Source organism: Aurantiacibacter arachoides, assembly GCF_009827335.1.
Classification (GTDB): Bacteria; Pseudomonadota; Alphaproteobacteria; order Sphingomonadales; family Sphingomonadaceae; genus Alteraurantiacibacter; species Alteraurantiacibacter arachoides.
Genome location: NZ_WTYH01000001.1, coordinates 1,083,399 through 1,108,598, shown reverse-complemented (window position 1 = coordinate 1,108,598; position 25,200 = coordinate 1,083,399). Strand labels below are relative to the sequence as shown.

Sequence of the window (25,200 nt, the reverse complement as noted above, 5' to 3'; positions counted from 1 at the left end):
ATTACGAGTGTAACCGGGAGGACAGGGATGATTTCGCACAAGTTTACGTGGTCGACGGCGATGGCCTGCGCTCTGATGGCCGTGGCCTTCCCCGCTGCGGCGCAGGATGGCGGGACGACCGGCGATGCCCCTCCCCCCGACCCGGCACTGGTGCAGACGCCTGCCACCGGCGGCGAAGCACAGGTCTATACGCCTGTGGACTTCGAGCGTTATGCCCCGCGCAACGCTCTCGACATGCTGAGCCAGGTGCCCGGGTTCAACATCCGCGACAGTGAACAGCGCCGCGGGCTCGGCACGGCAACGGGCAACGTGCTGTTCAACGGTGCACGCCCGTCGAACAAGTCGGAGGAGCTGTTCACGCTGCTCCAGCGCATTCCCGCCAACACCGTGGAGCGGATCGAGATCGTCGATGGCGCGACGCTGGATATTCCCGGCTTGTCCGGGCAGGTCGCCAATATCGTCTACCGGGCCAATGATCTTTCCGGACAGTTCGCCTGGAACCCCGAATTCCGCAGCAATTTCACCGATCCGCTGCTGACCCGCGGCACGGTCTCGCTCAGTGGCCGTTCGGGGACCGTCGAGTATCAGGTGGGCCTGAACAACGAAAATTCCGGACGCTCGGGCGCCGGTGGCCCCACGCTGGTGTATGACGGTGGCGGCGCGCTGATCGAAACGCGCGACGAGGTCTTCACGAGCGATTACGATTCGCCCCGCCTGTCGGGCAGCATCAACTGGGATCCGGCAGGATCGGTCGAGGCCAATCTCAACGGTCAGTACCAGCGCGTCTACGACCGCTACCGTGAAGACGGCACGCGCGCCTTCCTCGACGGCGTTGGTCAGGTCCGCTCGGTGCGCCAGAACGGGGACAGCTGGAACTGGCAGATCGGTGGGGACATCGCGTTCGATCTCGGCCCCGGCCGGCTCAAGACCATCGGCCTCAGGCGTTTCAGCCGCGAACCCTTTGCCCAGACCGTCATCACCGAATTCGCCGACGCCTCCCCAACGCTGGGCAGCCGCTACACGCAATCGGGCGATATTGGCGAGACCATCGGCCGCGGGGAATACACCTGGCGCATGTTCGGCGGCGACTGGCAGGTGGCGGGCGAAGCGGCGTTCAACACCCTGGACAATGTCGCCGCGCTGTTCCTGCTGGATGACGACGGCGCGTTCACGGAGGTGCCCTTCCCCGGCGGCAGCGGCGGGGTGAGCGAGGACCGGTACGAAGGATCGCTCAGCTTCGGCCGCCCCATCACCAGCAACCTGTCGTTCCAGCTGATCGCCGGCGCCGAACATTCGACCATCATGCAGACCGGCGATGGCGGCCTGACGCGCAGCTTCCTGCGGCCCAAGGGTTCGCTATCGCTGGCCTGGCAGCCGGGCGGCGGGTTCGATGCGTCGCTGCGCGTCGCCCGGCGCGTGGGACAGCTGTCGTTCTACGATTTCCTCGCGCGCGCCTTCCTGGATGACGACAACCAGAACGCCGGGAACGCCGAACTGCGCCCGCAACAGGACTGGAGCGTGGAAGGCGAACTGGGCAAGACGCTCGGCCCCTGGGGATCGACCCGGTTGCGGTTCATCTATCGCGACGTGGAGGATCGTGTCGATATCGTGCCCGTTGCGGGCGGGGGCGAGGCGGTGGGCAATATCCCCAGCGCCTGGGCGGCTGCGGTCGTTTCCGAATCCTCGATCAACCTGGATCCGCTGGGCGTGCGCGGGATGCGGCTCGATTCGACCGTTGTTTTTCAGACCTCGCGCCAGAGCGACCCCTTCACCGGCGAGGATCGCCAGTGGAGCGGCTTTGCCACCCGGCAGGCGAGCTTCAACCTGCGCCACGACGTTCCCGATACCGACTGGGCCTATTCGGTGGGGGCAAGCCACGCTTACGTCCAGCCGCGCTACCGCAGCAACGAGGTTTCCCGTGCCACCGAAGGGCCGTGGTTCGTCAGCGCCTCGGTGGAGAACAAGGACGTCTTTGGCCTCACCGTCGCGGCCGGGGTGGGCAACATCCTCGGCGCCCGGTCCTACCGCGACCGTACCGTGTTCGAAGGGCTGCGCGATGCCTCCCCCATTGCCTTTACCGAGCGCCGCGACCGCCTGATCGGGCCGATCTTCAGCCTGTCTGTTCGCGGGGATTTCTAGGCGCCAACCGGGCGCGAGTGCCTTGCGTCAGGCGTGGCACACGCTAGATGGAGCGCAAGCACTCGCACCGGGATACAGCGCATGGCCACCTTCACCCTTCCCAAGAACAGCCGCATCCGCAAGGACGGCAAGGTCCATCGGGCGGATGGCGCGGCGCGCGTGAAACAGTTCCGGATCTATCGCTACGATCCCGACAGCGGCAAGAACCCCAGCTACGACACGTTCGAACTCGACCTCGATGCCACCGGACCGATGGTGCTGGATGCGCTGATCCGCATCAAGAACGAGATCGACCCGACGCTGACCTTTCGCCGCTCCTGCCGCGAGGGCATTTGCGGATCATGTTCGATGAACATGAACGGCAAGAACGGCCTCGCTTGCACCACCGCGATAGAGGACCTGCCGGGCGACATCCGCATCACCCCGCTGCCGCACATGGAAGTCATCAAGGACCTCGTCCCCGACTTCACGCATTTCTACGCCCAGTACGCCAGCATCCGCCCGTGGTTGCAGACCGTCTCCACCACGCCGAGCGGCAAGGAGCGCCTGCAATCGCCCGAACAGCGCGAGAAGCTGGATGGCCTGTACGAATGCATCCTGTGCGCCTGTTGTTCGACCGCCTGCCCCAGCTATTGGTGGAACAGCGACAAGTTTCTCGGCCCGGCCATCCTGCTCCAGGCCTATCGCTGGCTGGCCGACAGCCGTGACGAGATGACCGGCGAGCGGCTCGACGCGCTGGAGGATCCGTTCCGGCTCTACCGCTGTCACACCATCATGAACTGCGCCAACGTGTGCCCCAAGGGCCTCAGCCCCGCGCGAGCGATTGCCGAGATCAAGAAGATGGAAATGGAGCGGCACGTCTGAGCGGTCTGCTCGCCGCCTACGAAAAGTTGATCGCGGCAGGCGAACTGCGCGCCGACCCGGACCAGCGCCGGGCGGCCGAGCGGCTCGATCGCCTGCAGCGGGAGCTGGAAGCGGATGCGCCCACCGGCCTGCTGGGCCGCCTGTTCGGCAAGGGCGATGCAAGCCCGCGCGGCGTCTACATGTGGGGCGGCGTGGGTCGCGGGAAATCCATGCTGATGGACCTGTTCGTCCACACACTCGCCATCCCCGAAAAGCGCCGCGTGCATTTTCATGCCTTCATGCTCGAAGTCGACGCGCTGTTGCGCGAGGAGCGGGAGAAGCAGGCCGAAGGCCCGGTGCGCCGCGTGGCGAAGCGGCTGGCGGCCGACCTCAAATGTCTCGCATTTGACGAGATGGTCGTCACCAACACAGCCGATGCCGCCATCATGGCGCGGCTGTTCACCGCGCTTATGGAAGACGAGGGGGTGACGGTGGTGGCTACCAGCAACCGCCCGCCGCGCGATCTTTACAAGGATGGCCTCAACCGTTCGCTGTTTCTGCCCTTCATCGAACTGGTCGAGCGGGCGATGGACACCGTGCCTCTCAATGGGCCGACCGATTACCGGCTGGAGCGGCTGGGCGATCTCGACACCTGGCACACCCCGCTGGGCGACGCCGCTACCGCAAGCGTGCGCGAGGCGTTCTTCCGCCTGACCGACTATGCGCCCGAGGATGCGGCAAACGTGCCCAGCGCAGATCTGGACCTGGGCGGCGGGCGATCCTTGCACGTACCCAAGAGCTTCAAGGGCGTGGCCGTCTTCAGCTTCAAGCGGCTGTGCGGCGAGAACCGCGGTGCGGCCGACTATCTCGCCATCGCCCGCGCCTATCACACCGTCATCCTGGTGGGTGTGCCGCGCATGGGCCCGGACAATCGCAACGAGGCGCTGCGTTTCATCAAGCTGGTCGATGCGCTCTACGAACAACGGGTGAAACTGTTTGTTACGGCAGAGGTAGCGCCGGAGGACCTCTATCAGGCCGGTGACGGCGCCTTCGAATTCGCCCGCACGGTCAGCCGGCTGAAAGAGATGCAGAGCGCCGACTACATGGCCTTGGGCCACGGCCCAGGCAGCGGCTGGGACGCCAGCGGCTAGGCAATCCCCAGCCGCGCCAGCGATCGGTCCAGCATGAGCAGTTGCCACAGCAGCCGCGAATGATCGGAACGGCCCGCGATATGCGCCTCGGCCAGCGCGGCGATCCGATCGTTATCGAACCAACCCGTGCGCGCCAGCATCGCGCTCTTGGATATACCGCGCGCCTTGCCCGCCAGCGGCCCGCGGAACCATTCGGCGATCGGGGTCACGAAGCCCTGTTTGGGCCGATACAGGATATCGCGCGGCAGATAGCGCTCCATCGCTCTTTTCAGCACGAACTTGCCCTGCCCGCCCCGCACCCGGAGGTTTTCCGGCAGCGTGGCGGCGAATTCGATCAGCCGGTGATCGAGCAGCGGCTCACGCGCCTCCAGCCCGACCGCCATGCTGGTGCGATCGACCTTGGTCAGGATGTCTCCGGGCAACCAGAACGCGAGGTCGGCATACTGCGCGGCATCCAGGCCGGAACTCGCCGGCGCGCGGTTCATCAGCGCCTCCAGCATGTGCTCGGCCCGGTAATCGCCTACGCCGCGCGCGAGATCGGGGCCGTAAAGTCCAAGGCGCTGTTCGGGGCCCACCACGGCGAGCGCGCGGGCATACCCCTGCGCCCCGCTGCCGGACAGCGATTGCAGGGTGGCCTTTGCCCGCAAGGGACGCGGTGCCCAGTCGAGCTTGGGAAAGGCCTCGCCCAGCGGACCCAGCACCTTGCGGCGCAGTCCGTGCGGGATAAGCGAGCGAACCCGTTCCTCATGGGCGTGAAACACCTGGCGGCGGTATCCGGCAAAGGCCTCGTCTGCCCCGTCGCCGGACAGCGCCACGGTCACATGCTCGCGCGCCAACTGGCAGACGCGCCAGGTCGGCAGGGCGCTGGCATCGGCGAACGGCTCGTCGAACATGCCTGCCACCGTATCGATGGCCTCGAACTGGTCGGCGCTGACCGTGCGGGCGTGGTGATCGGTGTTGAAGCGGCGGGCGACCTCCTCGGCGTAGGTCGTCTCGTCGGCGCTGGCGACGTCGAAGCCGATGGAGCAGGTGGTCACCCGCTTTCGGCTCGCCTCGGCCATGAAGGCGACCACGCTGGAGCTGTCCACGCCGCCAGACAGGAACGCACCCAATGGCACGTCGGCGACCATGCGGCTTTCGACCGCCTGCTTCAGGTGATGCAGCAGCTCGGCCTCGATATCGCGAGCCTTGCCGGGATGGCGGCGGGTGAAATCGATGTCCCAATATCGGCGCGGCTCGGGCACCGGGCGATCGTGCCGCAGCAGCAGGGTCGTCCCGGCGGGAAGCTTCGCAACGCCCTTAAGAACAGAGCGGTGATCGGGCACATAACCCCAGGTCATGTAGTCCTCCACCGCCAGCGGATCGACCTCGCGCCGCAGCAGCGGGTGGGCAAGCAGGCCCTTCAGTTCCGAGGCAAAGGCAAGCGATCCGTCCGACAGCTCCGCCAGGAACAACGGTTTGACGCCGAGCCGGTCGCGGGCGAGAAACAGCGTGCGATCCCGCCGATCATACAGCGCAAAGGCGAACATGCCATTGAGGTGGCTGACGCACTCCTCCCCCCACCGCTCCCACGCGGCGAGGATAACCTCGGTATCCCCATCGGTGCGGAAGACGGCACCCGTTTCCTCGAGCTCGCGCCGCAACTCGCGGAAATTGTATATTTCTCCGTTGAATACGATGGTGCAGCGCTCGTCCGCCGAATGCATGGGCTGCGGCGATCCGGCGAGGTCGATGATCGACAGGCGACGGTGCCCCAGCGCCACGCCCGGCGCGCTCCATACGCCCGATCCGTCCGGCCCGCGGTGGGCAAGCACGTCGCACATCCGCTCGACCCGCGCGGGATCGACCGGCTTGATGGTGCCCGTATGATAGATGCCCGCAATGCCGCACATGGGGTGTGCCTAGCGGGACGAGCCTGCCCGGTCCATCCATTCGCCGAGGCCTCCGGTAGCGCGGCGAAAGTCGGCCACGGCGACTACCGGATCGACGCCCGGTCGCTCTTCGGCGGAAAGGATGAGCATGGCTGTCGGCTCGGCAGTCAGCAAAACGTTATCGCGCATGGTGACGAGTTTCAGGCGGATCGCGCTGCCACCTGTCCAGTCGCCCACACGATACCAGGTCTCGGCCACGCGCCGATGCGCGCCCAGGGCCTGCAGGCGCTCGCCCGCGACACCGTCTGCCGCAAGGGTTGAGGAGTGCCAGCGCCATTCTGTGCCCGATGGCAGCGCGCCCTCGCCATAGGCACCGGCCTCACGCCCTTGGCCCTGCCCGGCGTAGAGCGCGTACAGCACGTCGACCACCCGCCCCTCGCCATCGCGATAGCTGGCCAGCACTCGCCGGTCCGCCCCGGCCGCGCGCGGTTCCCACGGATAGGCGGGCGCAGTGGCGACACGGTCCCAGCCCGGCACATCGGGCAAGGCGACCTCGTCGGGTATCGCAGCCTCCAGCGCGTGGGCGCGGGCCGACCATGCGTGAAAGGCAAGAGCGAGCGCCAGAAGCGCGGCAAAGGCCGTCCAGCCCGTCGCGCTCCAGCGTTCGAGCGGGGCGAGCCATGGCGCTCGTGCGATGGCCTGCCCATCGATGAAAGGTTCCTCCACCGACCTGTCGAAAAATCGCCAGGCGATACCCATCAGCATGGCCATCACCAGCGCGAAGAATATCCAGCCGTAGAATACGTGATCGAACCCGGCGGCAAAGGCGATGCCTTGCGACTGGGCGATGTAGATGGTGCCCCAGGCGCGCACGCCATTGGCGAAGATCGGCAGCGCCACAGCGAGCACCATGAAGGCCGCGCGGCGGGTCCAGGATCGGAAGCAGACATGGGCGACCAGCGTGCCGAGCGCGATCATGGCGATAAGGAACTTCACGCCCGAACAGGCCTCGGCGACCTCGAACAGCCCTGCCGGGGTGTCGATGAATACGCCCTCGATATGGGCGGGCACGCCGCTCGCCTCGGTCAGCGCGATGGTGATCTTGGCGGTGATGGTTTGCAGCATCGGCACGATCTCCTCGCCCACGGGGACGAGGAACACGCTGTAGGCGAGCGGGAATGCCAGCGCCCACGCCACGCGGGGGCCGAGCAGCGTCAGCACGGCGGCGGGCAGCATGGCAACCGCGCCGAGCTGGCTGGCGGTGGCAAGGCTCGACACGTCGCCCAGCAGCCAGACGAACAGCGCGCCCGCCATCGGCACCAGGCCCGGCCACCAGGCGCGCGGGGACAGGTATGCCAGCTCGTCCGCCCGCTGCAACACCAGCCAGGCGATGATCGCGGGGACCACGAGCACGTGGTTGTAGGTGGAACTGTCCCACCACTGCGATGCCATCGCCGCCCAGTCCGGCGCGAAAAGGATCAGCAGCGCCGCCCAGGCCAGCGCCAGGCGCAGCAGCGGCAATCGCCAGGCAGGCGCGATCAGGTCGACGAGCGGGGCGCGCGTCGGCGCCAGTGCCTCAAGCCGCATCCCGCTTCGCTTTCGTGTATCCCAGCAGCGCCGGCAGGTCTGCCGTCGTCGCCTGCCAGCCTAGGGTGCCGAGCACGAAGGCGCGCGCGGCGCGGGCGATGTCCTCGCGCTCTGCCGGGCGGGCGAGCAAGTGCAGCGCCGTGGTGACAAAGGCCTTGTCGCTTTCCGCCACTACCCAGTCGCGCCCGTGCCGCGCATCGATGCCGGTCGCGGCCTCGCGGCTGGCGATCACGCAGCGCGCCATGGCCATCGCCTCCAGCACCTTGTTCTGCACGCCGCGCGCGATGGTAAGCGGGGCGACGACCATCGTGGCGCCAGCAAGAAACGGCCGCACGTCCGGCACGGCTCCCCAAACCCTCACGCCGCTGCCCTCACCCAGCCTGAGAACGTCCGCCGTGGGCGCACGGCCGACGATATGGAAGCAGGCGGCGGGATCGACCTTGCGGATATGCGGCAGGATGTTTTGCGCAAACCGCTGTACGGCATCCACGTTGGGGGCGTAATCCATCTGCCCGGTGAACACGAAATGAGGACCATCGGCGGCAAGCTCGGGATGCGGCGTGACGATGCCGGGATCGTAGGCCACGCAGTCGATCCCGTTGGCCAGCGGCACGATCACGTGTTCGCGGCCGACGCGGCTGCGCAGCAGTTCCGCCTCTGCCTCGCTGACCAGCAGGGTGGCGGCGGCGCGGCTGGCGAGCCCTGCTTCCACCTGCCGCAGCAACCGCGCCTCGCGCGCGTCGATCCACCCGCGCGGACCGCTGCGCTCCAGCGCGTAGGCCTCGAACTTGGCCGAATCCACGTCAACCAGATCGACCACCAGCCGACCCTTGTAACCGGCGGGCACGAACTGCCCCATCTGGCCGGAAAAGACGTAGATCGCGGCAATGTGTCTTGTCGCCAGCGTGTGCTCCACCCAGCGGCCGAGTTCGGGCGAGCGGAACGCCGAAAGGCTCACCGGCTCGCGCCGCACCAGCGCCTCCATTCCGGCCAGGCTGACGGGCTTCGTCCGGCGCGGCATGCAATGGCTGGCGGCAATCGCCGCAAGCTCCGCCTCGTAATCGAAATCCTCGGGCGTCTCGGCAAGACAGCCGACATGCACCGGCGCGATGGCGGCCAGGGCTTTCAGGACGTGGTGCGAGCGGATCTTGTCCCCGCGATCGGGCGGAAACGGCAGGCGGTGCGCCAGGAACAGGATGTCACCGTTCATCGATGCCATTTCACCCAAGACCCCGCGCGATCCACGGTCCCAGCCAATTGGCGATTGGCAAGGGCAGGCGTTTCCACAATGCGATGCGCGCCTGGTGGCGCTCGCTGGTGGGGTCGGCGTCTCGCAATGCGTGCCCCGGCGCGGTCCAGCTGGCGTAGGCGAGCGGTTCGGCTTCGAACCCCCAGTTCTTCTTGAAAGCCGCCGCGCCGCTGCCGGTCTTGCTGCGACCGAAATCGAAGCGCGTGCAGCCGCGCCGCCGGGCGTGCAGCATCAATTCGTAATACATCCGGTCGTTTGCCCGAAGCACGCGGGCGGCCTGGGTGCCGCCGCCCCAATAGGGCATGACGGCGCCACCGTGATACAACGAGAGCACGCTGGCGACCGGTATGCCACGGTGCCACACGGTAAGAATGTCGGCGTCGAGCGTGTCGAGCACCGCGTCGAACAGGGCGCGCGGGAACACCGGGGTGCCCAGATTGCGCACGCTTTCTGCGTACACCGCATGGTGAGCCGCACGATCCGCCTCCGAGGCGCCGGTCGACACCTCCAGATCGGCGGACAGGCCCTTGCGCACCTCGGCCCGCTGCTTGCGAGGTATGGCCAGAAGCTGCGCGTCGTCGTCGCTGGCGAGCGTATGCACGAAGCCGCAGTGGCTGTCGGTCCGCACGGTCCATGCCTCGCCCGCCGCCGGCCCGCGCAGTTCCGCAGAGGGGCAGGACAATCGCACCGCCATTTCCATCGCCGCATCGCAAAGCCGCAGCGCGGTGACCTGCGAACCTGCCAGCACCCCGCCTTCGACAGCGAACCCGCTCGAGGCGAGCACCCTGCCGAACAGCGGCGAATGCACCTCGGTGAGCGGCAGCCAGCCGGTGATCTCCGCGCCCTTTTCGGCTACCAGTCCGCGCGCGCGCTGCCCTGTGCCGTGTTCCACGGCTTCCAGCCAGGCAGGGCGATGGAATACCGATCCGCCGTGCGCGACAACGAACCGCTCGATCCGCTCCGCTTCGCCGGGATGGCGAAAATCGACGGCGCGCGCGGTTTCCCGCAGCAAGGCAAACGGCGCGTTCACGCCCTCCTCGCTGGCAGTCCAACGGCCCTTTCCGCCGCCAGTCGCGCGGCCTCGTGGTGGGCGATCACGTCGATGCGGCCCCACGCAAATTCCTCGATCAACTGGCGCAGCTTGCCGGCCATCTTGCCGAGGTTGGTATAGTGCCGCAGGCGCGATCGGATCGGCGCGCCGGACACGCGCGGCTGGCCCGGGTCGATCTCCCACGGATGGAAATAGAAAATCGCCGGTCGCCCCTCGGTGCGGTTGACCTGGCGAATGGCCCAGCGGCTGAAGGCGTAGGGCAGCACCCGGAAGAACCCGCCCCCGCCCGCCGCCAGCCTGCGTCCGCGGAACTCCGCGGTCGTTACCGGCAGTTCGACCAGGTCATGCCACGGCAACGGGTTGAAGGCGAAGCGCGGTGCCTCGGCCCAGCCGTAGTGATCGTGCGCAACTGGCGCGACGCTGCTGGAGTAGAGATAGCCCTGCGCCGCCAGTTCATCGAAGGCCCAGGGGGTGCGCTGGTCGATGGAAAAGCTGGGTGCGCGATAGCCGATCACGCGGCGGCCGCAGCAATCCTCGATGGTCTTGCGGGTGCGTTCGATATCCGCTGCAAAGCTGGCGCGGTCCATGCGGAACACACGCTCATGATCCCAGCCGTGGCTGGCGATCTCGTGCCCGCGATCGGCGATGGCGCGCAGCAACGGGGCGTGGCGCTCGGCCACCCAGCCGAGCGTGAAGAAGGTGGCGCTGGCGTTGGCCGCGTCGAACAGGTCGAGGATGGCGTGCACGTTGCGCTCCACCCGGTCGTCGAGCCCGGCCCACTGATCGCGCTCGATCACATCCTCGAAGGCGCCGACCTGGAACCAGTCCTCGACATCCACCGACAGGCCGTTGACCACGCTCGCGCCCAGCGGAAACGCGTCCGCGCGCCGGGGAGGGATGGCGTTCACTGCGGCGACGTCCCTCAGGCAGCCTTGCTCGTGTGCATCTCGCCCTCGATCCATTCGATCAGCATCGTCAGCGTCTGGCGGATCGAGCGTTCCTGCTCGAAACAACGGGCCTCTATGCGCGAGATCTGACTGCGCATGGCTTCGATCTCGGGCCGCACGGCATTGGCGGTGGCCTCGTCGGCCTGGTTGGAAAGCTCGACGATGGCCTGTTGCAGTTCAGCGATCTGCGCGTCGCGTTCAGCCAGGGCGGCTTCAAACTGCTCCATGTCCACGCGCGGCACGCTTGGCATGGCCTTGACCGGTTCGAATTCGGGATTCTTCTGTTTGAGCGCGGCAGGGGCTGCCTCGGGAAAGGCACGCTCGGCCTCCATCTCGGCCAGCACCGATTGCAGCATGGCCGCATCGATCCGGTTGCGTTCCTCCACGGCGCCCAGCAGCAGCAGGCGGTTGGCGATCTGGTTGACCCGGCGCGGGATACCGCCCGACGCCTCGTAGAGCTCGGAGAAGACGCGCATGTCGAACGAAGGGTTGCCGTCCCAGCCCACCTTTTGCAGGCGGTGCATGATATAGGGCTCGATCTCGCTCTTCTGCATCGGTTCGAGATGGTGCGCGGCGATCACGCGCTGGCGCAGCTGCTCCAGCCCGATATCGCTCTGCAACGTGACCCTGAATTCCGGTTGGCCGAGCAGCAGGGTCTGCAACAGCGGATGGCTGCCGAGCTGGAAGTTCGACAGCATCCGCAGTTCTTCCAGCGCGGCGACGGTCAGGTTCTGCGATTCGTCCACCACCAGCAGGCAACGGCGTCCCTCGCGTGCTTCCTCGTGCAGGAAGCTTTCGATCTCCGTCAGCGCGGTGGCCTTGTCATGCCCTTCGATGTCGAGACCGAACGCGCCGGCCACGACGTGGATGATCTCTTCCTCGTTCAGCTTGCTGGTCACGATCTGCGCCACCGTCACCGCCGAGGTATCGAGGCTTTGCATCATGTGGGCGACCAGCGTGGACTTGCCCGCGCCCACCTCGCCGGTGATGACAATGAAGCCCTCGCCCTGCGCGAGACCATAGCCGAGGTAGCTGAGCGCCTTCCTGTGCGTGATCGAGCGGAAGTAGAATTCCGGGTCGGGCGTAAGCTGGAAAGGCTTGCCGGTGAGGCCGTAGAAATTGTCGAACATGAGTGACGTTCTCCTCTTGATCCCGTCAGAAGGTGTAGCGAAGGCCGACGAGCGCAGAGGCGCCGGCGTAATCGGGAAGGTTTTCGCGGCTTACCCCGTCGAGGCCAACCGCAGCGGTGCCGCTCAGCCGTTCGAGGAATTCGCGGTTGTAGGCGGCAACCAGGCTGTAACCGATGGACTGCCCGCTATCGCCAAATCCGCTGTCGGAAAGGTTCGCCGATCCGCCCAGCGAGACCTGCGACTGCCGGTCGAGCTGCTGCGCGGCATAGGCCGAAAGCCACCAGTTCTCGTCCACCACCCCATTGGCGGCGGCAAGGACCGTATCCTCACCGGCGATGAAGCTGCGCCGATCGTAGCCCGCGCCCACGCCAAACGAAGTGCGGCCAGCACTGGCACCATAGCTGATGGCCACGCCGCGGCTCCGGAAGACGGAGGAGCGGATCGAGCCGATGCGGGCGAGCGCGCAACCGTTGCCTTCCGTTGCCGCAACGCAGCCGCCAAGCTGGCCGGTGATGGGATTGCGCAAGGCCTCGAAATCGGTGCCCAGTTCCTCCAGCGCGCCGATGACCTGACCGCCGAAGCTCGTCAGCCCGGTATAGACCGAGACGTTCAGTGCCGAACGAGCGGTGGGCGCATAGGTGAGCGAGCCGTAGTAATTGGTTGAACCGTAGCGGCGCCCGATGCTGGCGCTGGCGCTGGTGCGACGGCTGGGGCGCCACATCACGCCGACGTCCCAGATGAGGCCATCGGTCTCGTAGGCGATTTGGCGGGGGGCGGCGCTGTCCGTCACGAAGCGGCCATCGACGCCGATCACCGGATCGCCCGCGGCATCGCGCACGGCATCGCGGCTGGACACCTCGACGTGTTCGTAACCCACGCCGCCGACAACGGCGAGAGTGGGGGAGACCGGCACGGTCACATCGGCGCGCACATACCGATCCTCGATCCGCTGATCGAGGTTGGACACATCCTGCCGGTTCCAGCCTGCGCCAACGCCAAGGCCGACGGGCAGGACGGTGTCGGGTGCGACGCCTGCCCGCACGGCGGCGCGCTGCGACAGCGATTCATCGAACACGTCGACGGGCTCGGCGCCGGGCGCGAGCGTAATGGCATCCGGCGATTCCACCCGCGTGTAGCCGAGCTGGTAGCCGCCGGTGACCTGCGCGACACCGACCTCGGTCTGGAACGCGGGGCCGGCGTAGAGGGCGTAGACCTGGCTGGTTGAATCGTCGTTGCCGCCGAAATCGCCAACGGATGTCGCGCCGTTGCCATCCACCCGGGTGCGCGCCGCAAGACCGCCCGCCTCCAGCGTGACCGCCGGACCCGCCAGCGCCACGGAAGCGCGGGCAACGCCCGAAAAGGTATCGGTGTCGGCAACCGCGTCGTCATAACCGATCCGCCGCTCGTAGCGCAGCGAGACGGAGGCCGCGCTGTAGCGCCCGGTGATTCCGGCATCCACTCCGGCACCGATGCGGGAATAGGTGACGACGTCGTCGCCCGGTTCGAGTTCGGCGGTAACGACCTGCGCAGCCTCGATATAAGGCTGCACCTCGATCCCGCGAGAGCGCGCGCTGGACGGCTCATCGCCGTCGGCTTCCTGCGCAAAGGCGGTGGCCGGCAGGACCGCCAGCGCGAGTGCGATTGTCAGGGTGGCTCGCATGATCGTCACGCCTCCTGCCCGTAATAGGCGCCGAAGCGGCGTCCGCTGGGGCTGAAATGGGCCGCATTCAGCAGCAGCTTGAGATCGGGGCAGCTCGACAGCAGCGTCAGGGCATCTTCCAGCGCGCTTTGCCCGGTGCGGTCGGCACGGGCGACGACCAGCGCCTGGCCGACGTGATTGGCCAGCTCCGCCGCCGGCGAGGCGGCCAGCGCAGGCGAGCTGTCGAACACGATGATGCGATTGGGCGCGGCGCGCGTCAGCCGGTCCAGCACCACGGCCGTGCGATCGCTGGCGAGAAATTCGCTGTCGGAGGTCGTGTGGTTGCCCGCGGGGAGGACGAAGAGCCCGGCGATGTCGGTCGCCATGACGCAATCCTCGACCTGGATATCGTCCCGCGCCAGCACGTCCATGAAGCCGGGACCACGCGGCAGGCCGAACATCGACAGGATCGACGGCTTGGCGAAATCGGCGTCGACCAGCAGTACCTCGCTGTCCTTTTCAGCAGCCATGGCCAGCGCCAGGTTGGCAGCGCAAAAGCTCTTGCCCTCGCCCGGCAGCGGCGAACAGATCAGCACGCGCTGGGCCAGCTTGCCGGACCCCGCCTCTCGCGCCTTGCGCACGGAGGCGAGCACCTGGCGCTTGACGATGCGAAACTCCTCGAACAGCGCCGTAACAGGCGCCTCGGGCAGGATCAGGCCGTGGGCGGCCAGGGCATCGCGATCGACATGGTGGAGCTCGCCGGAAAAATGCACGTCCTCGTAGACCGGCTCGGGCTCGGGCGCGGCAACGGGAGATGGCGCAGGTGCCGGGGCGGCAACCGCCACCGGCGCGGGCTGCGAGGCGGACGCGGGTGGCGCGGCCTGCAACTCGCGCTCCGACACGGCGCGGGCGCGGGCGGCGGCCTGCTGGCGCTCCAGTGCTTCCAGCACCTCAGGCGCGGCCCTGGGCTTGCGCTTGACGATGCGGCGGTTGACGGGCTGCGCCAGCTCGCGCGGCACCGGTGCCGAGGTGAACGTGCTCTTCCCGCCAAAGAAATCCTCCGCACGCTCGAACAGGGATCTGGAGGGCGGCGTGATCTTGCGGTGTTCGGTCATAGTCCAGCCCTCACGCTACGCCGCCGCGCTGGACGAACTCGACGCCCACCAGCACCACGAACAGCACGCCCAGCCCCGCTGTGCCGGCGGCGAAATACTTGAAGCGCTGGCGGCGCAGGGCGCGTCCGGCCTCGGTGAAATTGTGCGTGATCGTGCCCACCACCGGCAGCCCGAAGGCGCGTTCCAGCTGGCCCGCCGTGGCAAAGGTGGAGCCGATCTTGCTGAGCACGAAGGCCGTTCCCACGCCCGCGCCCACGGCCAGCACCAGCACGCCGAACAGCAGCAGGGGGCGATTGGGTGCGGCAGGCGAACGCGGCGTGGTGGGCGGGTCGACAACCTCGAAGCTGATGGCGCTGCGTTCGCTTTCGACCTGTCCGCGCAGGCGCAGCTCTTCGCGATCCTGCAGCAGTTCGTCGTACTGCTCGCGCAGCACCTCGTAATCGCGGCTGATCCGCGTCGCCTCGGCAGCGGCGCCCGGCTCGCGCGCCTGGCTGGCGTTGATCGAGGCGATCTCGGAGCTGAGCGCGGCGGCGCGCGATTGCAGCGACTGCACGTTGCTCTGCCGTTCCACGAGCATGGACTGGAGCGAGCTGTAGGTCGGGTTGGGCTGGCTGCTTGCGCCGCCCCCTCCGCCGCCGCCGCCCTGCGCCCGCATCGCTTCCACGGTGCGCCGCGCTGCCACGATGTCGGGATGTGAATTGGTGAGGCCGCGTGCGCGCATGGCGGCAAGGTTGGATTCCGCCTGCGCCAGGCTGCTGTTGCCGCCGCCGCCGGTGCCCGGCACGACGAGGGTTCGCGGCGTGCTGGCGAGCTGGCCGTTGATGGCGGCGAGCGCGCTCTGCGCGGCGGCGAGATCCGCCTCCACGCTGCGCAGTTCGGAACGGGTGGCGGACATCTGCGCGGCAATGGCCTGCGCCCCGCCGACGAGGTCGGGATTTTGCGCCTCGAACGCCAGGCGCCGTTCCTCGGCGGCCTGAAGCTGCTGTTCGCGCTGGGAAAGCTGCTGATCAAGGAACTCGATCGAGTCCGCCATTTCCCCACGGGCGCCGCCCAGGTTCTGTTCGCGGAAGATGTCGATCATGCGCTGGGCGATAACCTGCGCCAGTTCGGCGTTCTCGTTCTCCGAAAGGTCGCCGCGGCCGCTGCGGGCGGTGATTTCAAAGATGTTGTCGCCTTGCGAGACGACGGTCACGTCCTCGGTCAGCCGGGCGATGGCCGCTTCCATCTGCGTGTCCGAGGTCACCCCGTCGCCGATGCGGGTGGAGCGCACAACGGTTTCGAGATTGACCGAGCTTACCAGCGTCTGGCGAATGCGATCGATATCGCGGCTGCGCGCGCCTGCGCCGATGCCGATCTGCTCGGCCAGCACGTCATCAAGCTGCACGAAGATGCGCGCCTCGCTCTCGTAGGTATTGGGGACCAGTGCCACCACCACCCAGCCAAGCAGGGCCACGCCCCAGGCGATGCTTAGTGCCAGCCAGCGGCGGTTCCACACCGCCCATACGCCGCCGCGCAGTTCCTCGAGCAGGTTGTTCACGCCGCCGTGCCCCTCAGAACATGCTTTCGGGGATGATGATTACATCGCCCGGCATCAGCATCACGTTGGCGTCGCTGTCACCGCGGCGCAGCAGGTCGGCCAGGCGCACGGTATATTCGCGCTGCTCGCCGCTCTGCCGGTCGAAGCGGATCAGCGTGGAGCGATTGCCCGCCGCATATTCGGACAGGCCGCCGACCGCGATCATCGCATCCAGCAGGGTCATGTTCGCGCGGTAGGGGATGCTGGCAGGCTCCGTCGTCGCGCCGACGATGCGGACCTGCTGGCTGAAGGTGCCGGCAAATTCGTTCACGATGACCGTGACGATCGGCTCCTCGATATACTGCGAGAGCTGCAGGCGAATGTCTTCGGACAGCATGGTGGGCGTCTTGCCCACGGCGGGCATATCGCTGACCAGCGGCGTGGTAATGCGGCCATCGGGGCGCACCTGCACCTCGGCGCCGAGCTCGTCGTTGCGCCAGACGTGAATGGTCAGCTTGTCGAGCGGGCCGATGATGTATTCTTCGCCCGGGCCTTCCTGCATCGACACGAAACGCGCCGGCTCCAGCTGCGGAGCCGTGCCGCCAGTGGCACACGCGGAAAGCGCCAGCCCCAGGGCGGCGGTGGAGAGGAGGGTCTTGCCCGGTACAGTGTTACGCATCGCATGCGGCCTTCGCGAATGTCCGGCGGTGGGCTGACGTCAGCAGAACTGCATGCGCACGCTTCACGCCGTTTGGATCCACCATGGCTTCTGGTGGAAAAGGGTGAACATTCGGTTAGTCATGTGGGGACAGACCGGTGAAAATCCCGGCTTTCTCAGCGATGTCCCGAAAGGGGACGTCCGGCGCCGGGGCTGGTCTAGACCAGCATTTCGCGCGCCGGTCCCTGGCCGAGGAAGGTCGCCGGGCTGGCGCTGGCGCCGTAGGCCCCCGCACAGAACACCGCCACGAGGTCGCCCACGTCGGCGCGCGGCAGCATTGCCTGCTCGGCCAGGCGATCGAGCGGGGTGCACAGGCACCCTACCACGTTCACCTCCTCTTCCGGCGCGGCGGCGAACTTTCCGGCGATCGCAAGCGGGTAGTTGCGGCGCACCACCGTGCCGAAGTTGCCGCTTGCGGCCAGTTGGTGGTGCAACCCTCCGTCGGTCACCAGGAACGTAGTGCCGTGGCTGACTTTGCGATCGACGATCCTGGTCAGATAGACGCCCGCCTCGCCCACCAGATAGCGGCCCAGTTCGATGGCAAAGCGGGTCTCGGCAAGAACGGCGGGCAACGCCGCGAACCGCCGGTCGAGCGCTGCGCCGATGGCGGCAATGTCCAGCGGCTGGTCCCGGTCGAAATAGGGAATGCCGAAACCGCCGCCCATGTTCAGGTGCGGCACCTCCACCCCGGCCTCGCCGGCGAGTCGCGCCGCGGTATCGAGGACCTGGCCCTGTGTCTCGATGATCGCATCGGCATCAAGCGCCTGGCTGCCGGTATAGATGTGGAAGCCGCGCCAGTTGGCACCGGCGTCCACGATCCGGCGGGCCAGCGCGGGCACGCGGTCCTCGTCCACACCGAAAGGCTTGGCCCCGCCGCCCATCTTCATGCCGGAACCGCGCATCTCGAAGCTCGGATTGACGCGGATGGCAAGCCGCGGCGCGACGCCCAGTGCGCGGGCAATGTCGAGCGCACGGTCGGCCTCGCTCTCGCTCTCCAGGTTCAGGGTGACGCCGGCGCGGATGGCGGCGGTCAGCTCACCGTCGCGTTTGCCCGGCCCCGCGAAGCTGATTTCTCGGGGAAGGTAGCCAGCCTCGCGCGCCAGCTCCAGCTCTCCGCCAGAGGCGATGTCCAGACCATCGACCATGTCTGCCATCATTTCCAGAAGCGGCGCGTAAGGGTTTGCCTTCATGGCATAATGAATGGCCAGCCGCGTGGGCATCGCGGCGCGCAGGTCAGCCATCCGCCGCTCCATCGCGGTCCGGGAATAGACGAACAGCGGGGTGCCGCCAGCCTCCTTCACCAGCGCGCTGGCCTTGCGACCGCTGATGGCGAGCTCGCCATCGACGGTTTCGAACTGCGGCGGGATAGGACCGAGGGGCTTCATTCCGCGTCTTTCCTCAGGCGCGCACGGTCGACCTTGCCGTTGGGGTTCAGTGGCATCGCATCGATCCAGCGGATGGTGGCAGGCTGCATGAAGTTCGGCAATTCGCGCCGCAGCACCTCGCGCAAAACCCCCTCCTCCCCGCTGCCCCGAACGACGAGATGGATCGCCTCGCCAAGCCGGGCATCGGGCAGGCCAAAGGCCACTGCCTCCTCTGCCATTCCACTGGCGATGGCGGCATCCTCGATTTCCTGCGGGCTGATACGGTTTCCCGCACTCTTGATCATCGCATCCTCGCGGCCGACAAAGTACAGCAGCCCCTCCGCATCGCGCCGCACCGTATCACCCGACCACACCGCCGTACCGCCATGGTGGGATGCCCGCGGCGCAGGTTTGAACCGGCGCGCGGTCTTCTCGGCATCCTGCCAGTATCCTTGCGCCACCAGCGGCCCGCAATGGACAAGCTCACCCTCCCCCGCTTCCGCGCCCGCTTCGTCAACCACCAGGATCTCGGCAAACGGAATGGCCCGCCCCATCGAGGTTGGATGGGTATCGACCAGAGCCGGATCGAGAAAGGTGGAGCGAAACGCTTCTGTCAGGCCATACATCGGGAACAGCCGGGCGTCGGGGAACCGCCGCCTCAGCGCCCGCACGAGATCTTCGCCCAGGGCACCGCCACTGTTGGTCAGCCGCCGCAGCGGCGCGACAGCATCCGCAGGCCAGTCCTGCTCCACCAGTTGCAGCCACAAGGGCGGAACGGCCGCCAGCGTCGTGACGCCGTGCCGCGCGCAGGCCTTGATGACATCGCGCGCGGTGAGGTAGTCGAGCGGCACCGCGCTCCCGCCGGCATACCAGGTCGATAACAACTGGTTCTGTCCGTAATCGAAGCTCAGCGGCAGAACCGCCAGCGTCACGTCGTCCGCCGCCAGCTCCAGATAGTGCGCTACGCTGACCGCGCCCAGCCACAGGTTCGCATGGCTCAGCATGACCCCCTTGGGATTGCCGGTGGAGCCGCTGGTGTAAAGAATGGCGGCAAGGCTGTGGGGATCGCTACTGGACGGGGGCAAACCGGCTTCAAGCGCGCCCCATGCGCTGGCCGCAACGTCCTCGGGCAACGCAGTGCACCCCTGCGGCAAGTCGCCCGCCGCCAGCGATCCGAGGCGGGCCGCGTTCGCGATCAACAGGCTTGCCCCGCTATCGTTCAGGATGTGCCTCACCTGCGCGCGTTTCAGAAGCGGGTTGACCGGCACGTGGACCAGGCCGGCCCGCGCGGCGGCAAGGGGCATAAGGCACGTCAGTTCACCCTTCGCCGCCCAGGTTGCCACCCGTGCCCCCGGCGCTGGAACGGCGCCTTGCAGCCACGCCGCCATCTGCGCGACACGGCTTCTTAAGTCCTTCCAGCTAATCGTCCCTGCGCGCAGCACGAGTGCCGCATCGCCATCACACCCGCGCAGGGCGAGGTGATCGAGCGGTCGGGGCATGGGGTCGGGCGAGGTGGTCATGGGGCCTTTCGGAGAACGCGGGCAGGTGACGGCAATCAGCTATCACGACACGGTTAACGATCTGCAAGGCCGCGTATGGTCGGACCAGGGCCCGTTCGCGCGGCCGGCGTGGTTCCGCCTGCTCGAGGAGAGCGGACTGCACCCGTTCATCGCGGTGGTGCGCGAAGGCGATGAGGCCATGGCCCTGCCCCTCCACCGGCGGGGCGGCAGGCTGGAGGCGCTGACCAACTGGTACGCGTTCGACTGGCGACCTCTGCGCACCGCGAATGCCGACGACGACGCCTTGTTGCCTGCGCTCGCTCGTGCCCTCTTGCAGCAAACCCACCGGCTGGACCTGGCGAAACTCCCCGAGGAGGATGGGTGGCTGCCAAGGCTGGAAGCTGCCTTTGGCGCCGCGGGATGGTTCATCATTCGCCAGCCCTGCGATACCAATCACATCCTGCCGGTCGCCTCGCGCAGCTATCAGAAATATCTCGATACGCGCCCAGGACCGTTGCGCACGACTTTGAAACGCAAGGCTAAAAAAGTCGAAGCCGTTGTCGTTGCGCAGTTCCATCCGGCGGACTGGGAAGCGTATGAGGCGATCTACGCATCGAGCTGGAAGCCGGCGGAAGGCGACCCGGCCCTGCTGCGCCGGTTTGCCGAAGCCGAGAGCGCCGCGGGCCGCTATCGCTTCGCCCTTGCCCGCCACCAGGGCGAACCGGTGGCGGCGCAGTTCTGGACCGTGGACGGCGCCACGGCCTACATCCACAAACTGGCCCATCGCGACAGTGCCGCCGCGCTTTCGCCCGGCACGACGCTGACCGCCGCGTTGATGCAGCGCGTCATCGATGTCGATCAGGTCGAACAAGTCGACTTCGGCACTGGCGATGACCGCTACAAGCGGGACTGGATGGAAGCCCAGCGCACCCGCTGGCACCTGACCTGCCTGCGCCCCACAGACCCGCGCAACTGGCCTGCCATTGCGCGCCACCTGCTACGCACGCTTGTCAGCCGCAATGCCGCTGGCTAGTGCGTTTGCGTTATGGCGAGCCACCTTCCCGTTGCCGCGGAGCCTTCCGGCGGCGATATCGACCTGGTCCTGCGGCAGGTGCTGCAAGACGTGCTGGGCCTGTCCGCCGAACGTGCGGCCGAACTGGACACGCAATCGGGACTATTCGGCCACATTCCCGAGCTCGATTCCATGGCGGTCGCAGGTCTCCTCACCGAGATCGAGGACAGGCTGGACATCCTCATTGAAGATGACGAGGTCGACGGTGAGATGCTGGAAACCTATGGCGGGCTGCTCGCCTTCGCGACGCAGAAGCGCGCCGATCGCTGAGTGGCCATGCTGAGGGCGGCCGCCTGGCGCAGCCCTGCCGGTGGCGAGGAACTCGCGGTCACGATAGACACGGATTCGGCGTGCAGGATCCTGATCATCCCGCCGCTGTTCGATGAACACAACAAGCTGCGCCGCTTCCTGATCGAGACCATGCGCGCCCTGTCCGACGGAGGCATTGGCAGCGTGATGGCCGATCTGCCCGGCACGAACGAGAGCCTCCAGTCGCTCGAAAGCCAGACGCTGGCTGATTGGCGTGACAGCATGGCGGCCTGCGCCCGGACGTTCGAGGCGACCGCGATACTGGCCGTGCGCGGCGGGGCGCTGGTGCTGCCCGCAAATCTTCCCGCGCCGCTACCAACCTTGGCCTATGCGCCAGTCTCGGGCGCCGCGATCCTGCGCAGCATGGTGCGCGCCAGGATGATTGCCGATCGCGAAGCCGGGCGCGACAGTGACCGTGAGGCCCTGCTGGAGCATGGGCGGCGCGAGGGGATCGACCTTGCAGGCTACCGCCTCGGGCCCGCGATGCTGCGCGATCTGGAAGCTGCGCAGCCAGCGGACATACCTGCCCTGTCGCAGGCGGACATCGGCGGCGCGGGGCTCTGGCTGCGCGCAGAGCCATCGCACGATGCAGCCCAGTCCGCCGCCCTGGCCAAGGCTGTGGCGGAACGCTTGGCATGACCCGCCGCCACCTCGACTTCCCTTGTGACGGCGACAGGCTGGCAGGAACGCTGGACGAGGCAGCTGGCGCTTCCGGCCTGCTGATCGTCAGCGGCGGCAACGAGATCCGCAGCGGCGCCTTTGCCGGCCAGGCGGCGCTGGCCGGGCGGATTGCCGGCGCCGGGTTCCCGGTGTTCCGCTTCGACCGGCGCGGCGTGGGCGACAGCGAGGGCGAGAACCGCGGCTTCCGCTACAGCGGCGAGGATATTCGCGCCGCCATCGCCGCGTTTCGACAGGAATGTTCGGCGGTGAAGCGGCTGGTCGCCTTTGGCAATTGCGACGCCGCCAGCGCGCTTATCCTGATGCCCGGTGACGGTATCGATGCGCTCATCGCCGCTAATCCGTGGACGTTCGACGATGTCAGGTCCGAGGATACGCCAGGTGCACTGCCTCCATCGGCCATCCGCTCCCGCTATCTCGCCAAGCTGCAAAATCCTGCGGAACTCATGCGATTTGTGCGCGGCGGAGTGGACCTGCGCAAACTGGCACAGGGGTTGCGCGGTGCGATCATTCCGGCCGGAGAGGTTAGCGAGCTTGCGAGATTACTCGCGCAAGGCCTTCAAAACCAAAATCAAACCTGCACCTTCCTGCTCGCCGGCAACGATCGCACGGCGCAGGCGTTTGCCGCTGCCGTGGATACCCGCTCGCTCGACGTTCGCCATTGTCCGGGCGCCGGGCACGCTTTCGTGGAACCGCACGCCAGGGACTGGCTCGACCAGCAGATATTGGACCGGCTGCGCGCCTAGCGGACGAACAGGCTCGCCAGTTCGACATGGGTCGACCAGCGGAATTGCCCGACAGGTCGCAACTCGGCGAGAAGGAAACCCGCCGCGGTCAGCAAGGTCGCATCGCGTGACCAGCTTGACGGGTTGCAGCTGATGTAGGCGATACGCGGCACCTGGCTGGCCGCCAGCTGTTCGACCTGCGCCCGCGCACCGGCCCGCGGTGGATCGAGGACAATGCCGTCGAACCCCAGCAATTCCTCAGGCCGTAAAGGATTGCGGAACAGGTCACGGTGCTGCGTTTCCAGCGGCAACCGCGCGGAACCCGCAGCCGACCGGCAGGCGAGAATGGCGGTGCGATCCGCCTCGACAGCGGTCACTTTACGCGGTCCGGCCAATGCGAGAGCAAAGGTGCCGAGGCCGGCGAACAGGTCCGCCACATTGGTGCAGTCCGCCAGCCATTCCCGCGCCGCGCCCACCAGCGCTGCCTCGCCCTGTGCCGTGGCCTGAAGGAAGGCGCCGGGCGGATAGGTGACCGGGAATCCGCCAAGCGTCACGGTGACGGGTTCGGGCTCCCAGAAGGCCTCGGCCCCGTAACCCTGGTCAAGGGTCAGGCGGGCAAGGCCCTGCTCACGGCAAAATGCCAGCAGGTCCTCTGTCTGGTCCAGACCTTCAGGCGCGAAACCCGAAAGGCCGAGATCAAGCCCCCGATCGGTTTGCGCCAGTTCTATACCGATGGCATATTTACCCCGCAAGCGATTGAAATAGCGCCGCAGCGGTTCGATCACGGCGAACAGTTCGGGTAACAGGACATGGCATTCGCGCATGTCGACGACCTTGTGCGATCCTGCCTCGGTGAAGCCGATCAAGGGGCGTCCGCCGCCGTTGATGGCGCGCAGGCTTGCCCGCCTGCGGGTGCGGGGCGGAGACATGGCCGGCGCCAGCACGGTTTGCGGCTCCAGTCCCTGCCCCTCCGCGGCAAACACCACGCGCTCGTGCACGAACCGGGCCAAGGTGTCTTCGTCGCAGTGCTGCAATTGGCAGCCGCCGCATGTGCCGAAATGCCGGCAAGGCGGATCGACATGATGCGGACCGCGCTCGATTGAACCATCGGAAAGCAGCGCATCGCCCGGCGCGGTGAACGGCGCGTGGCGGCCGCTCGCCGTGACGCCGTCGCCCTTGGCGGCAACACGCAATATCTCTTCGGCAATAGTCACAGGAACGATCCACAAGCTTCTGGAATTGAGGCAATAAGTCCGGACGCCGAGAACATCGGACCTGCCAGGCGAGCGGCCTCTGCATGGACCGTTACAGCCGTAAGCGCTGCGGCTGAGGGCGTCTCGCCGCAGGCCATCCTGCTGGTGGCGATGCCCGCCAGCGCATCCCCCGTCCCCGCCGTGCTCAACCACTGCGGCGCGGGCGGAGAGATCGTCGCCTTGCCCGCCGCGGCGAGCACGTTGTCCGGCCCCTTGGCGAGAACCGTCATTCCGCTCGCTTCGGCCAGCGCAAGGGCCTGTTCGACCTTGCCTTCGCGCACGATGCCGAAAGCCTTGCACAGCGTTAAAAGTTCGCCCGCGTGCGGGGTGATCAGGATGCGCGAAGGATCGCTCGGCACCAACTCGGGCGACAGGATGGCAAGCGCATCGGCATCCAGCACTGTAGGCCTGTCATGGCCCAGCACTGTCGCCACGACGTGACGCGCCAGATCACCACGGCCGAGGCCGGGGCCCACCAGCACCGCGTTCAACCGCTCGTCCGCCAGTGCCTCTTCCAGGTCACCGTCGATATGCACGACATCGGCGGGCAGATCGGGATGCGAATGTTCGCTCAGCAGCTTGACGTAGCCCGCACCCGAATGCTGCGCCGCGCGCGCAGCCAGCACCGCTGCGCCGATCATCTCGCCGCCGATGACGAGTGCCAGGCCGCGGGAATATTTGTGCTCATCCGCCGCCGGCCCGCGCAGCCGGGGCGGCTGAGCCAGCGCAAGATCGGATGATCCCTCACCCACGCCGAGGTCGATCAGGCGGCGCTCACCCATCTTTGCGGATACTGGCATCAGCCAGTGCGCACACTTCCATGCGCCCAGCGCCAGCGTTAGGTCATAATCCGGTAGGTGGTCGTTGAGCAGCGCGCCGGTATCGCTGTGGACACCGCTTGGCAGGTCCACCGCGACCCGCGTCTCGTGCGCCAGGGCAAGGTCCGACAATGAATGCGCCAAGTCATCCGACAGCGGTCGGGCGAGCCCCGTGCCGAACAGGCAATCGACAAAAACCTCGCCGCTGGCGCGTTGGACCGGCGTGCCGTTCCACCGTGCCCGGGCAGTCGTTGCCGCATCCGTAACCGGAGCAATCGGGGCGACAACCTGCACATCGCAGCCGCGCGCGGCCAGCACGCGGGCGATCACGTAACCATCGCCGCCGTTGTTCCCCGGCCCGCACAGCACCGTGACCGCGCGCCCTCCCGACAGGCGCCAGATCCATTCCGCGGCGCCGGCGCCTGCGCGCTCCATCAGGCTCTCGACCGTCTCGCCACCGTCGATCAGCCGCTGTTCGGCAGACCGCATCTGTGCGGCGGTCAGGATCTGGTTCGGCGCCACGCGG

General features: G+C 67.3%; 21 protein-coding genes. 7 read left to right on the top strand and 14 right to left on the bottom strand.

Annotation, left to right across the window (positions count from 1 at the left end):
• The first annotated feature begins 27 nt into the window (after positions 1-27).
• The 3 genes from GRI62_RS05405 (at position 28) to zapE (ending at position 4,133) form a co-directional block, all read left to right on the top strand.
• Positions 28-2,139 (top strand): TonB-dependent receptor plug domain-containing protein, encoded by a 2,112-nt coding sequence (locus GRI62_RS05405; protein WP_131452356.1) that lies wholly within the window; start codon positions 28-30, stop codon positions 2,137-2,139.
• A gap of 81 nt (positions 2,140-2,220) precedes the next feature.
• Positions 2,221-3,003, top strand: a complete 783-nt coding sequence (locus GRI62_RS05400; RefSeq protein ID WP_131452355.1) for a succinate dehydrogenase iron-sulfur subunit — start codon at positions 2,221-2,223, stop codon at positions 3,001-3,003.
• A complete protein-coding gene (gene zapE / locus GRI62_RS05395) occupies positions 3,000-4,133 on the top strand; it encodes a cell division protein ZapE (protein WP_131453783.1) in 1,134 nt (377 codons plus the stop codon). The genes GRI62_RS05400 and zapE overlap by 4 nt, the downstream gene beginning before the upstream one ends.
• Here the strand turns inward: zapE and GRI62_RS05390 are convergent.
• From GRI62_RS05390 to GRI62_RS05335, 12 genes are all read right to left on the bottom strand, one after another.
• The gene (locus tag GRI62_RS05390) at positions 4,130-6,025 is read right to left on the bottom strand and encodes an XrtA/PEP-CTERM system amidotransferase (protein ID WP_131452354.1); all 1,896 of its coding nucleotides are present in this window, start codon (positions 6,023-6,025) and stop codon (positions 4,130-4,132) included. The two genes, zapE and GRI62_RS05390, sit on opposite strands and share 4 nt — an antisense overlap.
• 9 nt (positions 6,026-6,034) lie before the next feature.
• Positions 6,035-7,591: an exosortase A gene (gene xrtA / locus GRI62_RS05385; protein WP_131452353.1), complete on the bottom strand. Its 1,557-nt coding sequence runs from the start codon at positions 7,589-7,591 to the stop codon at positions 6,035-6,037.
• Positions 7,581-8,810, bottom strand: a complete 1,230-nt coding sequence (locus GRI62_RS05380) for a TIGR03087 family PEP-CTERM/XrtA system glycosyltransferase (RefSeq protein ID WP_308420799.1) — start codon at positions 8,808-8,810, stop codon at positions 7,581-7,583. Before GRI62_RS05380 ends, xrtA begins: the two co-directional genes overlap by 11 nt.
• A 1-nt stretch (position 8,811) precedes the next feature.
• Positions 8,812-9,870, bottom strand: coding sequence for a FemAB family XrtA/PEP-CTERM system-associated protein (locus GRI62_RS05375; RefSeq protein ID WP_131452352.1), 1,059 nt, complete (start codon positions 9,868-9,870; stop codon positions 8,812-8,814).
• Positions 9,867-10,799 carry an XrtA system polysaccharide deacetylase gene (locus tag GRI62_RS05370; protein WP_373282987.1) on the bottom strand — a complete coding sequence of 311 codons (933 nt, stop codon included), beginning with the start codon at positions 10,797-10,799 and terminating at the stop codon, positions 9,867-9,869. Before GRI62_RS05370 ends, GRI62_RS05375 begins: the two co-directional genes overlap by 4 nt.
• Positions 10,800-10,813: 14 nt before the next feature.
• Entirely contained in the window at positions 10,814-11,968 is a 1,155-nt protein-coding gene (locus tag GRI62_RS05365; RefSeq protein ID WP_131452351.1) for an XrtA/PEP-CTERM system-associated ATPase, read from the bottom strand.
• Between the two features lie 25 nt (positions 11,969-11,993).
• Positions 11,994-13,628, bottom strand: a complete 1,635-nt coding sequence (locus tag GRI62_RS05360; protein ID WP_131452350.1) for a preprotein translocase subunit YajC — start codon at positions 13,626-13,628, stop codon at positions 11,994-11,996.
• Between the two features lie 5 nt (positions 13,629-13,633).
• On the bottom strand, positions 13,634-14,722 hold the full coding sequence (locus GRI62_RS05355; RefSeq protein ID WP_131452349.1) for a P-loop NTPase family protein: 1,089 nt from the start codon (positions 14,720-14,722) through the stop codon (positions 13,634-13,636).
• A 10-nt stretch (positions 14,723-14,732) separates the two neighbouring features.
• Complete coding sequence (locus tag GRI62_RS05350; RefSeq protein WP_131452348.1) at positions 14,733-16,259, bottom strand: XrtA system polysaccharide chain length determinant; 1,527 nt, start codon at positions 16,257-16,259, stop codon at positions 14,733-14,735.
• Positions 16,260-16,272: 13 nt separating this feature from the next.
• A complete protein-coding gene (locus GRI62_RS05345) occupies positions 16,273-16,917 on the bottom strand; it encodes an XrtA/PEP-CTERM system exopolysaccharide export protein (RefSeq protein ID WP_131452347.1) in 645 nt (214 codons plus the stop codon).
• Between the two features lie 197 nt (positions 16,918-17,114).
• Positions 17,115-18,341, bottom strand: coding sequence for a pyridoxal-dependent decarboxylase, exosortase A system-associated (locus GRI62_RS05340; RefSeq protein ID WP_131452346.1), 1,227 nt, complete (start codon positions 18,339-18,341; stop codon positions 17,115-17,117).
• The gene (locus tag GRI62_RS05335) at positions 18,338-19,840 is read right to left on the bottom strand and encodes an acyl-CoA ligase (AMP-forming), exosortase A system-associated (protein ID WP_131452345.1); all 1,503 of its coding nucleotides are present in this window, start codon (positions 19,838-19,840) and stop codon (positions 18,338-18,340) included. The genes GRI62_RS05340 and GRI62_RS05335 overlap by 4 nt, the downstream gene beginning before the upstream one ends.
• Here GRI62_RS05335 and GRI62_RS05330 point away from each other — a divergent pair.
• From GRI62_RS05330 to GRI62_RS05315, 4 genes are read left to right on the top strand one after another with little or no spacing between them, the layout of a single operon-like run.
• A complete protein-coding gene (locus GRI62_RS05330; RefSeq protein WP_131452344.1) occupies positions 19,839-20,852 on the top strand; it encodes a GNAT family N-acetyltransferase in 1,014 nt (337 codons plus the stop codon). The two genes, GRI62_RS05335 and GRI62_RS05330, sit on opposite strands and share 2 nt — an antisense overlap.
• 12 nt (positions 20,853-20,864) lie before the next feature.
• A complete protein-coding gene (locus GRI62_RS05325; protein WP_131452343.1) occupies positions 20,865-21,161 on the top strand; it encodes a phosphopantetheine-binding protein in 297 nt (98 codons plus the stop codon).
• 6 nt (positions 21,162-21,167) lie between these two features.
• Complete coding sequence (locus tag GRI62_RS05320) at positions 21,168-21,839, top strand: alpha/beta hydrolase family protein (RefSeq protein WP_131453780.1); 672 nt, start codon at positions 21,168-21,170, stop codon at positions 21,837-21,839.
• On the top strand, positions 21,836-22,624 hold the full coding sequence (locus GRI62_RS05315; protein WP_131452342.1) for a hydrolase 1, exosortase A system-associated: 789 nt from the start codon (positions 21,836-21,838) through the stop codon (positions 22,622-22,624). The genes GRI62_RS05320 and GRI62_RS05315 overlap by 4 nt, the downstream gene beginning before the upstream one ends.
• Here the strand turns inward: GRI62_RS05315 and GRI62_RS05310 are convergent.
• Positions 22,621-23,817, bottom strand: coding sequence for a class I SAM-dependent RNA methyltransferase (locus tag GRI62_RS05310; protein ID WP_131452341.1), 1,197 nt, complete (start codon positions 23,815-23,817; stop codon positions 22,621-22,623). The genes GRI62_RS05315 and GRI62_RS05310 overlap by 4 nt on opposite strands.
• A complete protein-coding gene (locus GRI62_RS05305) occupies positions 23,814-25,196 on the bottom strand; it encodes an NAD(P)H-hydrate epimerase (RefSeq protein WP_131452340.1) in 1,383 nt (460 codons plus the stop codon). The genes GRI62_RS05310 and GRI62_RS05305 overlap by 4 nt, the downstream gene beginning before the upstream one ends.
• Positions 25,197-25,200: the final 4 nt, after the last annotated feature.

Coding starts and splice junctions, on each gene's coding strand:
- GRI62_RS05400 (WP_131452355.1), top strand. CDS start 2,221: ATGGCCACCTTCACCCTTCCCAAGAACAGCCGCATCCGCAAGGACGGC.
- GRI62_RS05390 (WP_131452354.1), bottom strand. CDS start 6,025: ATGTGCGGCATTGCGGGCATCTATCATACGGGCACCATCAAGCCGGTC.
- xrtA (WP_131452353.1), bottom strand. CDS start 7,591: ATGCGGCTTGAGGCACTGGCGCCGACGCGCGCCCCGCTCGTCGACCTG.
- GRI62_RS05325 (WP_131452343.1), top strand. CDS start 20,865: ATGGCGAGCCACCTTCCCGTTGCCGCGGAGCCTTCCGGCGGCGATATC.
- GRI62_RS05320 (WP_131453780.1), top strand. CDS start 21,168: ATGCTGAGGGCGGCCGCCTGGCGCAGCCCTGCCGGTGGCGAGGAACTC.
- GRI62_RS05380 (WP_308420799.1), bottom strand. CDS start 8,810: ATGGCATCGATGAACGGTGACATCCTGTTCCTGGCGCACCGCCTGCCG.
- GRI62_RS05330 (WP_131452344.1), top strand. CDS start 19,839: ATGGGGCCTTTCGGAGAACGCGGGCAGGTGACGGCAATCAGCTATCAC.
- GRI62_RS05360 (WP_131452350.1), bottom strand. CDS start 13,628: ATGCGAGCCACCCTGACAATCGCACTCGCGCTGGCGGTCCTGCCGGCC.
- GRI62_RS05365 (WP_131452351.1), bottom strand. CDS start 11,968: ATGTTCGACAATTTCTACGGCCTCACCGGCAAGCCTTTCCAGCTTACG.
- GRI62_RS05315 (WP_131452342.1), top strand. CDS start 21,836: ATGACCCGCCGCCACCTCGACTTCCCTTGTGACGGCGACAGGCTGGCA.
- GRI62_RS05345 (WP_131452347.1), bottom strand. CDS start 16,917: ATGCGTAACACTGTACCGGGCAAGACCCTCCTCTCCACCGCCGCCCTG.
- GRI62_RS05335 (WP_131452345.1), bottom strand. CDS start 19,840: ATGACCACCTCGCCCGACCCCATGCCCCGACCGCTCGATCACCTCGCC.
- GRI62_RS05340 (WP_131452346.1), bottom strand. CDS start 18,341: ATGAAGCCCCTCGGTCCTATCCCGCCGCAGTTCGAAACCGTCGATGGC.
- GRI62_RS05355 (WP_131452349.1), bottom strand. CDS start 14,722: ATGACCGAACACCGCAAGATCACGCCGCCCTCCAGATCCCTGTTCGAG.
- GRI62_RS05405 (WP_131452356.1), top strand. CDS start 28: ATGATTTCGCACAAGTTTACGTGGTCGACGGCGATGGCCTGCGCTCTG.